Source organism: Streptomyces sp. NPDC048671 (assembly GCF_055587045.1).
In genome coordinates this window covers 44,495-56,902 of record NZ_JBVJHB010000026.1, presented here as the reverse complement: position 1 = coordinate 56,902, position 12,408 = coordinate 44,495, and the positions used below count along the sequence as shown (strand labels likewise).

Annotated in this window: 14 protein-coding genes; 3 read left to right on the top strand and 11 right to left on the bottom strand. The window is 72.7% G+C overall.

Features of this window, described 5'->3' with window-relative positions:
- The first annotated feature begins 236 nt into the window (after positions 1-236).
- On the top strand, positions 237-857 hold the full coding sequence (locus ACZ6S6_RS35550) for an SCO3374 family protein (RefSeq protein WP_362964136.1): 621 nt from the start codon (positions 237-239) through the stop codon (positions 855-857).
- Here ACZ6S6_RS35550 and ACZ6S6_RS35545 read toward each other — a convergent pair.
- The 10 genes from ACZ6S6_RS35545 to ACZ6S6_RS35500 form a co-directional block, all read right to left on the bottom strand.
- Positions 836-1,171, bottom strand: coding sequence for a histone-like nucleoid-structuring protein Lsr2 (locus ACZ6S6_RS35545; protein WP_024494064.1), 336 nt, complete (start codon positions 1,169-1,171; stop codon positions 836-838). The genes ACZ6S6_RS35550 and ACZ6S6_RS35545 overlap by 22 nt on opposite strands.
- Before the next feature lie 144 nt (positions 1,172-1,315).
- The gene (locus tag ACZ6S6_RS35540) at positions 1,316-1,873 is read right to left on the bottom strand and encodes an amino-acid N-acetyltransferase (RefSeq protein ID WP_362964138.1); all 558 of its coding nucleotides are present in this window, start codon (positions 1,871-1,873) and stop codon (positions 1,316-1,318) included.
- A gap of 9 nt (positions 1,874-1,882) precedes the next feature.
- The gene (locus tag ACZ6S6_RS35535) at positions 1,883-2,344 is read right to left on the bottom strand and encodes a BlaI/MecI/CopY family transcriptional regulator (protein ID WP_362964140.1); all 462 of its coding nucleotides are present in this window, start codon (positions 2,342-2,344) and stop codon (positions 1,883-1,885) included.
- Positions 2,345-2,466: 122 nt separating this feature from the next.
- Positions 2,467-2,646 carry a hypothetical protein gene (locus ACZ6S6_RS35530; RefSeq protein ID WP_362964142.1) on the bottom strand — a complete coding sequence of 60 codons (180 nt, stop codon included), beginning with the start codon at positions 2,644-2,646 and terminating at the stop codon, positions 2,467-2,469.
- Between the two features lie 60 nt (positions 2,647-2,706).
- Positions 2,707-3,282 (bottom strand): hypothetical protein, encoded by a 576-nt coding sequence (locus ACZ6S6_RS35525; protein ID WP_362964225.1) that lies wholly within the window; start codon positions 3,280-3,282, stop codon positions 2,707-2,709.
- 150 nt (positions 3,283-3,432) lie between these two features.
- Complete coding sequence (locus ACZ6S6_RS35520; protein WP_362964144.1) at positions 3,433-4,230, bottom strand: type III pantothenate kinase; 798 nt, start codon at positions 4,228-4,230, stop codon at positions 3,433-3,435.
- Positions 4,230-5,270 carry a carboxylating nicotinate-nucleotide diphosphorylase gene (gene nadC, locus ACZ6S6_RS35515; RefSeq protein WP_469709141.1) on the bottom strand — a complete coding sequence of 347 codons (1,041 nt, stop codon included), beginning with the start codon at positions 5,268-5,270 and terminating at the stop codon, positions 4,230-4,232. The genes ACZ6S6_RS35520 and nadC overlap by 1 nt, the downstream gene beginning before the upstream one ends.
- 2 nt (positions 5,271-5,272) lie before the next feature.
- On the bottom strand, positions 5,273-7,009 hold the full coding sequence (locus tag ACZ6S6_RS35510; RefSeq protein ID WP_362964148.1) for an L-aspartate oxidase: 1,737 nt from the start codon (positions 7,007-7,009) through the stop codon (positions 5,273-5,275).
- Positions 7,006-8,052 (bottom strand): pantoate--beta-alanine ligase, encoded by a 1,047-nt coding sequence (panC, locus tag ACZ6S6_RS35505; RefSeq protein WP_469709139.1) that lies wholly within the window; start codon positions 8,050-8,052, stop codon positions 7,006-7,008. The genes ACZ6S6_RS35510 and panC overlap by 4 nt, the downstream gene beginning before the upstream one ends.
- Positions 8,049-9,011 carry a Rossmann-like and DUF2520 domain-containing protein gene (locus tag ACZ6S6_RS35500; RefSeq protein ID WP_362964152.1) on the bottom strand — a complete coding sequence of 321 codons (963 nt, stop codon included), beginning with the start codon at positions 9,009-9,011 and terminating at the stop codon, positions 8,049-8,051. Before ACZ6S6_RS35500 ends, panC begins: the two co-directional genes overlap by 4 nt.
- A gap of 212 nt (positions 9,012-9,223) precedes the next feature.
- Here ACZ6S6_RS35500 and ACZ6S6_RS35495 point away from each other — a divergent pair, with 212 nt between their 5' ends.
- Positions 9,224-10,456: a threonine aldolase family protein gene (locus ACZ6S6_RS35495; protein ID WP_469709137.1), complete on the top strand. Its 1,233-nt coding sequence runs from the start codon at positions 9,224-9,226 to the stop codon at positions 10,454-10,456.
- 86 nt (positions 10,457-10,542) lie between these two features.
- Complete coding sequence (locus tag ACZ6S6_RS35490; protein WP_362964227.1) at positions 10,543-11,655, top strand: DUF5937 family protein; 1,113 nt, start codon at positions 10,543-10,545, stop codon at positions 11,653-11,655.
- Between the two features lie 30 nt (positions 11,656-11,685).
- Here ACZ6S6_RS35490 and ACZ6S6_RS35485 read toward each other — a convergent pair whose 3' ends face one another.
- Entirely contained in the window at positions 11,686-12,360 is a 675-nt protein-coding gene (locus ACZ6S6_RS35485; RefSeq protein ID WP_362964156.1) for a response regulator transcription factor, read from the bottom strand.
- Between the last annotated feature and the right edge of the window lie 48 nt (positions 12,361-12,408).

Sequence of the window (12,408 nt, the reverse complement as noted above, 5' to 3'; positions counted from 1 at the left end):
ATCGCCAGTACGCCGATGGCGAACGTGAGACGTCCGTGGCTTGCGTGTCGCCCCTCCCCACTAGGGATGTCTTACCCGCAATTACAGACAGTCCATGCGGCGTACGCGGGTTCCCTCCGCTACGGGCGAACATCTTCGTACTCCTGAATACGCCCGTACGCCCCCAACCCGGACACACTAAGCGTTGGATCAAGGACTCTGCGTAACCCCCGGGCCGGATCGGGAGTTCTTCCGGCATGGCCCTCACCGTTCCGCCTCCCCGCACTCCGCTTCCCGCCGGACGGGACGGCCGTGCCGGAGGTGAACCGCGGGGCGGCTGGGCCCAGTGGTACGAGCAGGAGCTCGGCTGGGCCACCGCCGGCGTCGCCCCGGTGCGGCTGCTGACCGGGCCGCGGTTCGACGCTCTCGTCGTCCCCGCCGCCGCCGGTCACGCGGCGCTGCGCCGGGTGGGCCGCACGGGGCCAGTGGCGCTCATGGGTGAGCGGATGAGTCTGCTGGTGGCAGCGGGAAGCGCGGATGAGCTGCCCGGACTGCTCGACTGGCTGGAGTGGGGCCCAGTCGCCCTCGCGCTGACCGCTCTCGGCACGGGCGGCCGGATCACCGCTCCGCCCCCACCGGGCCGGCCGGGCCCGCCGGGGGCCGCCGTCTGGCTGCGGCCCCCCTGGCCACTGCACGAGCAGGAGGGGGAACCGGTGCTCCCGGCCCTCTCCGGCTTCGGGAGCAGGAGAGGGGATACTCCCGACCTCGTCCGGCTCGTGGACGCCGTGGCGACGGAATGCCACCGGACCCGGCTGACGCGCGCCAGGACCGGACCGGCCTCCGACGATTCGGCTGCTCAGCCGTTGGCCTTCTCGTAGGCCTCACGGATGTCCGCGGGAACACGGCCGCGGTCATTCACATTGTGGCCGTTCTCGCGCGCCCACTTACGGATCTCCGCGGTGTCCTTGTTGCCGCCGGGAACCGCACGGCCCTTGCCACGCCCGGAGGCGGCACGGCCACCGGTACGGCGACCGCCCTTGGCGTAAGGCTCGAGCAGCGTGCGGAGCTTGTCCGCGTTGCTCGTGGTGAGGTCGATCTCGTACGTCTTGCCATCCAGCGCGAACGTGACGGTCTCGTCCGCCTCGCCGCCGTCGAGGTCGTCAACAAGAAGGACCTGAACCTTCTGTGCCACCGGATTTCCTTTCATCGAAAATGGAGTACGCGGAAAGGAAACCGCTTTTCCCCGGAAAACACAAACCCTCGGGAGAGGTTCAGCAGCGCAAGAAGACGGGAAACGTGCGCGATTCGGACATAGAGCTCGGCGTTCTTCCGACGGTCACAGGTGCAGAAGCATCCGACTGTTACCCAAGGTGTTCGGCTTCACTCGTTCGAGACCCAGGAACTCCGCGACTCCCTCGTCATAGGAACGCAGCAGCTCGCTGTAGACATCTCCGTCGACCGGCGTCTCTCCGATCTCCACGAAGCCGTGCTTCGCGAAGAAGTCGACTTCGAAGGTGAGACAGAAAACCCGTCGCACGCCCAGCCAGCGGGCGGTCTGCAACAACTTGTCGAGCACTTGGTGCCCGACTCCGGCGCCCTTGATGCTGTGATCGACCGCGAGAGTACGGACTTCGGCGAGGTCTTCCCACATCACATGGAGTGCACCGCAGCCGATGACCTGGGCGTCCTCGTCGCGTTCGGCGATCCAGAACTCCTGGATGTCCTCGTAAAGCGTGACCGTCGCTTTGTCGAGCAGGATGCCTTCACGCACGTAGCCGTCGAGGAGACGCCGGACGGAGCCCACATCGCTCGTCCTCGCGCGCCGGACGGTGATGGCCGCGTTTATAACCGACGGTTCGGTCTGGAAATCGGTTTGTGGAAGCTCTGAGGACATACCCCGACGCTATCGCCCGGCCTCCGACTCCGCTCCATCGCCCGCTTCGGTGGCTTCACGGGCCGCTTCATCGGCCGCTTCACCGGCCGGCGGGACCTCGCCCTCCGGAAGGGCGGGCACAACGATCCGCATGGCGTCCTGGAGAGCCTCACGCTGCTCGGCCGACATCATGCCGAAGAACGCGACCAGCGCGGCGGCCGGGTTGTCACTCCTCGACCAGGCTTCGTTCATCAGTGCGGCCGAGTACGCGGCACGGGTGGAGACAGCCGTATATCGATATGCACGGCCGTCCACTTCCCGGCGCACCCAGCCCTTCTGATGGAGATTGTCCATTACCGTCATGACGGTGGTGTAGGCGATGGACCGTTCCTGCTGAAGGTCCTCAAGGACTTCCCGCACGGTGACCGGACGGTTCCATTGCCAGACCCGGGTCATCACGGCGTCTTCCAGCTCTCCCAATTGGCGGGGCACAGCGTCACCCTAGTGCCAAATGTCTGGAATGGCCGGTTATTCGCACAGCAAAAGGGCGTACGGCTCTCTCGGAGCCGTACGCCCTTCGTACGGTGTCGCGCGATGCGCGCGGCTTCGGGGAGTCAGACCGCTTCGGTCCGCGGGGCCTGGTGGGCCGAGTCCACGCGGCTGATCGCCGCATCCACGGCCGCGTCCTCTTTGGCCTTGTTGGGACCGCCCTGGCTCTTGACGATCGTCACGACCAGGCCGATGAAGAAGGCTGCCATCACCACGGGGGGCACAAGCGCGGATACGTAGTCCATGCCGTCCAGAGTAGCGAGCCCGGTACGGACTTCCGCGCGCCCCCTCCGCGCCGCGCCGCGCTACCCCGCGGCGCGCTGCTGCGGCGGGGGCGCCGGGCGGCGGCGGGGCGGGAAGACCTCCGAGGGTTTCGGCGCCGGGCGTTCGGACGGCGCCGCGGGACGGGGCGGGGCCGCCGGGACCTTCGGCTTGTCCGGCTCCGCGGCACGGCCGCCGGGCAGCGCGAGCAGCCGGCTGCGGGGCGCGGGGGTCGTCGCTGCGACACGGCGCCCGGCCAGCCGGGCACGCACCGAGCGCTCCGCGAGCACCTGGCAGCGCTCCAGGAGCGCCGCGGCGACCGGCCCGCCTCGCAGGGCGCGCAGCGCGGCCAGATCCTCGGGGCGGGGGTCGTACCCGGCGGCCAGGGCGTCCTGGAGGAGCTCCAGGTAGCCGCTGAGGGAGCCGGGGAGGGCGTTTCGGTAGCGGACGAGGTCAGCGAGCAGGAAGGCGCGCAGCCGTCCCGCCTCGCCGACCGTCTCGTCCACGGAGCCCGCTAGCCGCAGGCAGTCCTGGACGTCCTCGTCGGGCAGGGGCGCGGGGTGGAGGGCGATGGCGAGGGCACGTCGGAGCACTCGCAGCTCGTCCGCGCTGAACGCCATACCGCCGCGTGATCCGTAGGGCGTGGGCATGACGCGACAATACGTGCTAAATGGACAAAATCCGTTTAACTGGCCGTCCGGCGGCGCGGCGGCCCCGATGGGCCGCCGCACTCCCGAACCGCCGGTCAGGGCCTTGTGACCGGCGGCGGACTACAGGCGCGACACGTTGCGCTCGTACACCAGGCGCAGGCCGATGAGCGTGAGCCAGGGCTCGTGCTCGTCTATGGCCGAGGACTCGCCCAGCACCATCGGAGCAAGGCCGCCCGTCGCGATGACCGTGACGTCGTCGGGGTCGGCCGCCAGTTCCTTCTTCATCCGCCCGACGACACCGTCGACCTGGCCGGCGAAGCCGTAGATGATGCCCGACTGCATGGCCTCGACGGTGTTCTTGCCGATCACGCTGCGCGGCCGGGCCAGCTCGATCTTGCGCAGTTGCGCGCCCTTGACGCCGAGCGCCTCGACCGAGATCTCGATGCCGGGCGCGATGACGCCGCCGGTGTACTCGCCGCGGGCGGAGACCGCGTCGAAGGTGGTGGCCGTGCCGAAGTCGACGACGATCGCCGGACCGCCGTACAGGTCGACGGCGGCGACCGCGTTGATGATGCGGTCCGCGCCGACCTCCTTCGGGTTGTCCATCAGGATCGGCACGCCCGTCTTGATGCCCGGCTCGACGAGAACGGCGGGGACGTCGCCGTAGTAGCGGCGGGTCACCTCGCGCAGCTCGTGCAGGACGGCCGGGACGGTGGAGCAGATGGCGATGCCCTCGATGCCGTCGCCCAGCTCCATGCCCAGCAGCGGGTGCATGCCCATCAGGCCCTGGAGCAGCACCGCCAGCTCGTCCGCGGTGCGGCGGGCGTCGGTGGAGATCCGCCAGTGCTCGACGATCTCCTCACCGTCGAACAGGCCGAGCACGGTGTGGGTGTTTCCGACGTCGATGGTGAGCAGCATCAGGCGCCGGCCCCGTCGGTGCGGAAGTCCAGGCCGATGTCGAGGATCGGCGAGGAGTGGGTGAGGGCGCCGACTGCCAGGTAGTCCACACCGGCCTCGGCGTAGGCACGGGCGGAGTCCAGCGACAGCCGGCCGGAGGACTCCAGGACCGCGCGGCCGCCCACGAGGGCGACGGCCTCGGCCGTCTGCGAGGGCGTGAGGTTGTCCAGCAGGATCAGGTCGGCGCCCGCCTCCAGCACCTCGATGACCTGCTGCAACGTGTCGACCTCGACCTCGATCGGGATCTCCGGGAACTCGTCCCTGACCCGCTTGAAGGCCTCGGCCACCCCGCCCGCCGCGATGACGTGGTTGTCCTTGACGAGCGCGGCGTCGGACAGCGACATGCGGTGGTTGACCCCGCCGCCGCAGCGCACCGCGTACTTCTCCAGGGCGCGCAGGCCCGGGGTCGTCTTGCGGGTGTCGCGGACCTTGGCCTTCGTGCCTTCGAGCACATCGGCCCAGGCGCGGGTGGCGGTGGCGATGCCGGAGAGCCGGCAGAGCAGGTTGAGCGCGCCGCGCTCGCCGGTGAGCAGGTCGCGGGTGCGGGTGGTGACGGTCAGCAGCTTCTGGCCGGGGACGACGCGGTCGCCGTCCTCGACGTGCCGCTCGACCTCGAAATCGGAGGTGCAGACGATGGACAGGACGGCCTCGGCGACGTGCAGCCCGGCCACCACACCCGCCTCGCGGGCGGTGAAGTCGCCGGTGGCCACGGCGTCCTCGGGGACGGTGGCCACGGTCGTGACGTCCACCCCGCCGTCGAGGTCCTCCGCGATCGCGACGTGCGCGACGTCCTCGACCTGTACCGGGTCAAGGCCCGCGTCGGCGAGGAGCTGGGCGAGCGACGGGTCGAGGCCGCACTCCAGGTCGTCCATGTCGTAGCCGTCGCCCCCGCCGCAGCCGCAGCCGTCGCCGCAGCCGCCCGCGGCGGGTGCGGGCGCGCCGATCTGGATCAGCGGTACGTCCACGGGTGTGGGGCGCGGATTCTCTTCGGGCGTGCTCACGGTTACGGCTCCTCGGGGGTGGGGTGGGTGGTGCTTGCTGCTGCGCAGTCTGCTGCCCCGGCCGGGCCTACGGGGCCGAACGCCTCGGTATCCGTCCGACGGAGGACCAGCTGCCGGTCGGGGGTGAGCCGTACGACGAGGTGGCGGCGCCAGTTCTCGTCGTCGCGCTCGGGCCGGTCCTCGCGCCAGTGGCAGCCGCGGGTCTCCTCGCGCTGCCTGGCCGCGGCGACCAGCACCCGGGAGACCAGGAGCAGGTTGGTGACCTCCCAGGCCTCGACGCCGGGCTCCGCGAGCTTGGGCTCGGCGGCCCCGGCCTTCAGGAACGCGCTGCGGTGCAGGTCCTCCAGCTCGTCGGCGGCCGTGGCGAGGCTGTCGGCGGAGCGCAGGACGCCGGCGCCGCGGGTCATGACGCGCTGGATCGTGCCCCGCGCCTCGGGGCCCAGCAGCGGCGAGATCACCGGGTGCGTGACGACGGCCTCGGCGCCGGCACGCGGGCGGTCCGCGACGATGTCGGCCGCGATGCGCTCGGCGAACACGAGTCCTTCGAGGAGCGAGTTGGAGGCCAGCCGGTTGGCGCCGTGCACCCCGGTGCAGGCGACCTCGCCGCAGGCGTACAGACCGGGCACGGTCGTACGTCCCCGCAGGTCGGTGCGGATGCCGCCGGAGGCATAGTGCGCGGCCGGGGCGACCGGGACCGGCTCGTTGACCGGGTCGATGCCGTGCGCCCGGCAGGCCGCCAGGATGGTGGGGAAGCGCTGCTCCCACATCTCGGCGCCGAAGTGGCGGGCGTCGAGGTACATGTGCTCGGTGCCGTGCAGCTGCATCTGGCGGGTGATGGCCTTGGCGACGATGTCGCGCGGGGCGAGCTCCGCCATCTCGTGCTGCCCGAGCATGAAGCGCGTACCGGACGCGTCGACGAGATGGGCGCCCTCGCCCCGTACCGCCTCCGACACCAGGGGCTGCTGGCCCTCGGCGCCGGCGCCCAGGAAGAGCACGGTGGGGTGGAACTGGACGAATTCGAGGTCCGAGACCTCCGCGCCGGCCCGCAGCGCGAGCGCCACGCCGTCGCCGGTGGAGACCGACGGGTTGGTGGTGGCGGAGAAGACCTGGCCCATGCCGCCGGTGGCCAGGACCACCGCGGGGGCGTGCACCGCGCCGACGCCGTCGTGCTGGCCCTCGCCCATGACGTGCAGGGTGACACCGGCCGTACGGCCTTCGGCGTCGGTGAGGAGGTCGAGCACGAGGGCGTTCTCGACGGTGTGCAGGGCGGCCGAGCGGACCGCCTCGACCAGGGCGCGGGAGATCTCCGCACCGGTCGCGTCGCCGCCCGCGTGGGCGATGCGGCGGCGGTGGTGGCCGCCCTCGCGGGCCAGCGCGATGGCGCCGTCGTCCGTGGTGTCGAAGTGGGCGCCGGTCCCGATCAGCCGCCGTACGGCGTCGGGGCCCTCGGTGACCAGGGTCCGTACCGCCGCCTCGTCGCACAGGCCCGCGCCCGCGACCAGGGTGTCGTCGAGGTGCTGCTCGGGGGTGTCCCCCTCGCCGAGGGCCGCCGCGATGCCGCCCTGGGCCCAGCGGGTCGAGCCGTCGTCGAGCCGTGCCTTGGTGACGACGACGGTGGCGAGGCCCGCGGCGGCGCAGCGCAGTGCGGTGGTGAGGCCGGCCACGCCGGAGCCGACCACCACCACATCGGCGTCGATGGACCAGCCGGGGGCGGGGGCGGTCAGCCGTATTCCGGTCACGTGGTGGCTCCGAAGGTCAGCGGGATGTTGTCGATGAGCCGGGTGGCGCCCACCCGGGCGGCGACGGCGAGTACCGCCTCGCCGTCGGTGCGGTCGTCGGGGAACTCGGTGAAGTCCGCCGGGTCCACGAGGGCCACGTAGTCGAGTGCGAGCGGGGGCTGTTCGGCCGCCGCGTCGTCCAGGACCGCGCGGGCGGCGGCGCGCACCGCGGCGGGTCCGCTGTCCGGCCTGGCGCGGGCGACCGCCTGCGCGTCGGCGGCCAGCCGGGCCTCGCCGAGCCGGATGAGCCCGGCGGCCCGGCCCTCGCCCACCCCGCCGGACAGCGCGCGGGCGTGCAGCGCCTGCTGGGCGGCGAGCCGGTCGCGGGCGGCGAACAGGGCCCGGGACAGCGCGAGGGCGGTGTGGCGCTCGTGCGCGTCGAGGAAGCGGTTGCGGCTGGAGAGCGCGAGGCCGTCGGGCTCCCGCGCCGTCTCCACCCCCACGATCTCCACGGGGAAGTTCAGATCGCGCACCATGCGGCGGATCAGCGCCAGCTGCTGGGCGTCCTTCTGCCCGTAGAACGCGAGGCCGGGACGGGTGAGGTGGAGCAGCTTGGCCACGACGGTGAGCATCCCGTCGAAGTGCCCGGGGCGCGAGGCCCCTTCGAGCCGCTCGCCCATCGGGCCGGCCGAGATCCGTACCTGCGGTTCCCCGCCGGGGTAGACCTCGTCGGCGGACGGGGCGAAGACGGCGTCGCCGCCGGCCGCGCCCGCGAGGGCGAGATCGGCGTCGAGGGTGCGGGGGTAGCGGTCCAGGTCGGCCGCCTCCCCGAACTGGAGCGGGTTGACGAAGACGGTGACGACGACCTGACCGGCCGGGCCGACGACCGCGCGGGCGGCACGGATCAGCGAGGCGTGGCCCTCGTGCAGGGCGCCCATCGTCATCACGACGGCACGCTCGGGCCGGGCGCGGGGGGCGTCGGCCGTGCTGCCTGCGGTCGTGGCCGGGGCGTACGCGTCGAGCTCGGCGGCGGTGCGGAGCAGGGTGGCGGCGGAGTCGGTCATCGGGACTCCTCCGGTCCGGCGGTGCCGGTGCCGCCGCCATCCGTACGGCCGCCGTCGGCCAGGACGCCGAGCAGGTCCTCGGCGAGCTCCGGCTTGAGCATGCCGTGGGCGAGCGCGCGGTCGGCGGTGGCGCGGGCCATCGCGACGTATCCGGCCACCGCGTGCGGGGCGTGGGTGCGCAGCTCCCCGATGTGCGCGGCGACCGTGCCCGCGTCGCCGCGGGCGACCGGGCCGGTCAGGGCGGCGTCACCGGAGCGCAGGGCGTTGTCGAGCGCGGCGCCGAGCAGCGGGCCGAGCATCCGGTCGGGGGCGGCGACCCCCGCCGTGCGCAGCAGCTCCATCGACTGGGCGACCAGCGTGACCAGGTGGTTCGCGCCGAGGGCGAGAGCCGCGTGGTAGAGCGGGCGGGACTCCTCGGCGATCCACTCGGGTTCGCCGCCCATCTCGATGACCAGCGCCTCGGCCGCGAGCCTCAGCTGTTCGGGGGCGGTGACGCCGAAGGAGCAGCCGGCCAGCCGCTGGACGTCCACGGAGGTGCCGGTGAACGTCATCGCCGGGTGCAGGGCGAGCGGCAGGGCGCCGGCCCGCAGCGCGGGGTCCAGCACCTTCGTGCCGTACCGCCCCGAGGTGTGCACGATCAGCTGTCCCGGCCGGACCGCGCCGGTCTCGGCGAGGCCCTCGACGAGGCCCGGCAGGGCGTCGTCGGGCACGGTGAGCAGGACGAGCTCGGCGCGCGCCAGGACCTCGGCGGGCGTCACCAGGGGGACGTCGGGGAGCAGGGCGGCGGCGCGGCGCACCGAGGCGTCGGAGACGCCCGAGACGGCGACCGGGCGGTGTCCCGCGAGCCGCAGGGATGCGGCGAGTGCGGGGCCGACGCGGCCCGCGCCGACGACGCCGACGGTGAGACGGGCGGGGCGGTCCCTCGCGTCGAGGGGCTCATTGTGGGCTGTTGCGTTCACGCGGCAGTGGCCTTCCGTTCCAGTCCGCGGGGGGTACCGGACGATTTCTCTGCATGCTACGCCAGCGTTTCGCCCGGCTCCCGACTGTCCACAGGCTGTGGGAAACCCGGGCGGCGCGGCGGCGGCCACACGGATCGGGCCGGTCGGGCAGGGGCAGCCGGGCGTTCGAATAACCCGTGGGCGGGAGCCCTGTTCTGCGTGATGATCGTCCCATGGCAGACATGAACGAGCAGGCGCGCGACGAAGCGGCGGACGAGACACCGGGCCCGGACGGGCCCCAGGACGCGGGCCACTTCCCGCGGATCCGCCGGATCACCGCGTGGCAGCGGGCCGAGCGGACCCTGTGGCGGGCTCCGATGGACCGCTCACTCGGCGAGCAGCTGGCCGTGCTGGCCGCCGACGCCGGCACACTCACCGACCTCGGGCAGCCCGCGGACATCTACGGTGACGGCGTGGTCGCCGAGCTGGAGCAGCGGATCGCCGAGGTGCTCGGCAAGGAGGCGGTCGCGTTCTTCCCGACCGGGACGATGGCGCAGCAGGCCGCGCTGCGCTCCTGGGCGGGGCGCACCGGCAATCCGACGGTGGCGCTGCATCCGCTCGCCCACCCCGAGATGTACGAGCGCGGCGCGCTGTCGGTGGTGAGCGGGCTGCGTACCGTCCACCCGACGTCCGAGCCCCGGCTGCCCACGGCGGACGAGATCCGCGACTTCGAGGAGCCGTTCGGCACCCTGATGCTGGAGCTGCCGCTGCGGGACGCGGGCTTCGTCCTGCCCACCTGGGAGGAGCTGGAGGCGGTGGTGGCGGCCGCCCGCGAACGCGACGCGGTGGTCCACTTCGACGGGGCGCGGCTGTGGGAGTGCGCGACGCACTTCGGGCGGGAGCTGCCGGAGATCACGGCGCTCGCGGACAGCGTGTACGTGTCGTTCTACAAGACCCTCGGCGGGATCTCCGGGGCCGCGCTCGCCGGTTCCGCCTCGCTGATCGAGGAGGCCAGGACCTGGCGGCACCGGTACGGGGGCCAGCTCTTCCAGCAGTTCCCGGCGGCGCTCTCCGCCCTGAGCGGCCTGGAGCGGGAGCTGCCCAAGCTGCCGTCGTACGTGGCCCACGCGCGGGTGGTGGCCCAGGCGCTGTCCGAGGGCTTCGCGGAGGCCGGTGCCGGGTGGTTCCGGGTGCATCCCGACCCGCCGCACACGCACCAGTTCCAGGTGTGGCTGCCTTACCCGGACGACATCCTTACGGAGGCGTCGGTGCGGCTGGCGGAGGAGACGGGCACGGCGCTCTTCCGCATGTGGCAGCCGGCCGGCGCCGGGCCCCCCGGAATCTCCTGCACGGAGGTCACCGTGACCGAGTCGGGGCTGACGTGGACGGCGGCGGACGTGAAGGCGGCCCTGGGCGGCTTCCTGAAGCTGGTGGCCGAACAGGAGCGGCTCGCCCGGCCGGAGTGAGGCACGCCCGGCGGGCCGCCGATTGACACCGGCCGTCAATCGGGGCCGGGCCCGCCCCGCTCACCGGGCACCATGGCGGGGTGAGCGTGACCATCGACATCACGGGGCTGGACCCCGGGCGCATCGTCTTCGAGACCTCCCCCCTCGCGGAGCTGGGGCTCGCCCTGCACGCGCTCTCCGAGCCGGGGCACCATCCGGGTCTGCACGGCTGGGCGACGGCCACCGCCACGGCCCTGGAGCCGGACCTCGCCGACCGGCTGCACGAGGCGGACTTCCTGTGGCGCAACACCTTCTCGGACGTCTTCATGCCGTTCGCGGGGGTCCGGGGCGGCGACGGCAGGACGGGCGCCGGCCTCGCGGAGGACCTGGACGTCCTCGACCGGCTGGACGACGAGCGCTTCGTCGCCGCCGCCCTGGAATTCACCTGCGCCGCCCTGTACGGGACGGGCACGCCCTCGCCCCTCGTCGACGCCGGGATGCGCGCCCGCGCCCTGGACATGGCGGCGACGCGCGGCCCGCAGCAGGCGGAGTTCGCCCAGCGGCTGCTGACCGACCCGGCCTCCGTACGCCGCTGGATCCGGCGCCTGTTCGAGGACTGCGACCAGGCGTTCTTCGCGGACACCTGGCGGCGGACGCGGGTCCAGCTGGTGGCCGACGCCCGGCACAAGACGGATCTGCTGCGGCGCAAGGGCATCGGTGAGGCGTTGGGCGCGGTGTCCACCGCGGTGTCACTGGACGCGTCCGGGGACCGGATCCACATCGACAAGCTGACCGAGGGCTCGACCGACGCCACCGACCCGGCCGTGGGCCCCGGGATCACGCTCATCCCGACCAGCCTCGGCTGGCCTCATCTGACGGTGCTGCACGCGCCGGGCTGGCGCCCGGTGATCCACTACCCCGTGCACCGGCCGGAGCTGCCCTCCCCCGCCTCCGTCGAGCTGCTTCAGCTGCGGATGGAGGCGCTGGCCCACCCGGTGCGGATGCGGCTGTGCCGCAACATCGCCCGCTCCCCCTACACGACCGGGGAACTCGCCGAAACGCACGGCATCACCTCCCCCGAGGTCTCCCGTCATCTCACGGTGCTCAAGAGGGCCGGTCTGATCACGACCCGGCGCCGCGGCCGGTACGTGCTGCACCAGCTGGACCTGACCGTCGTGGCGCGGCTCGGCAGCGACTTCCTGGAGGGCATCCTGCGCTGAGGGCCTGCCGGGCGGGGTGACCGCCCGCGCTCAGCCCGCCCCGCCGCCGGCGCGCACCAGCCCGGTCTCGTAGGCGAGGACGACGACCTGCACCCGGTCGCGCAGGCCGAGCTTGGTCAGGATGCGGCCGACATGCGTCTTCACGGTCGCCTCGGAGAGCACCAGCCGCGCGGCGATCTCGCCGTTCGACAGGCCCTGCGCCACCAGCAGCATCACCTCACGCTCCCGTCCGGTGAGCTTGGCGATGTTCTTGTGGCGCGGTTCGGCCGTACCGCTCGGCAGCATCGGGGAGAAGCGGTCGAGCAGCCGGCGGGTGGTGGACGGCGCGACGACCGCGTCACCGCTGTGCACGGACCGGATCGCGGCGAGCAGTTCGCCCGGCGGCACGTCCTTGAGCATGAAGCCGCTGGCCCCGGCCTTCAGCCCGGAGAACGCGTACTCGTCGAGGTCGAACGTCGTCAGGATGAGCACCTTGGGCGCATCGGGCTCCGCGCAGATGCGGCGGGTGGCCTCGACGCCGTCCAGCCTCGGCATCCGCACATCCATCAGCACGACGTCGACCGCGGTGGACCGCAGGTTCTCGATCGCCTCCGCGCCGTCACCGGCCTCCGCGACGACCTCCATGTCCGGCTGCGCGGCCAGCACCATCCGGAAGCCGGTACGCAGCAGCATCTGGTCGTCGACGAGCATCACGCGGATCGCCATGGGGTACCTGTCTCCTGTTTCGTTCAGCGGTCGGTCCTTGATGGGCGG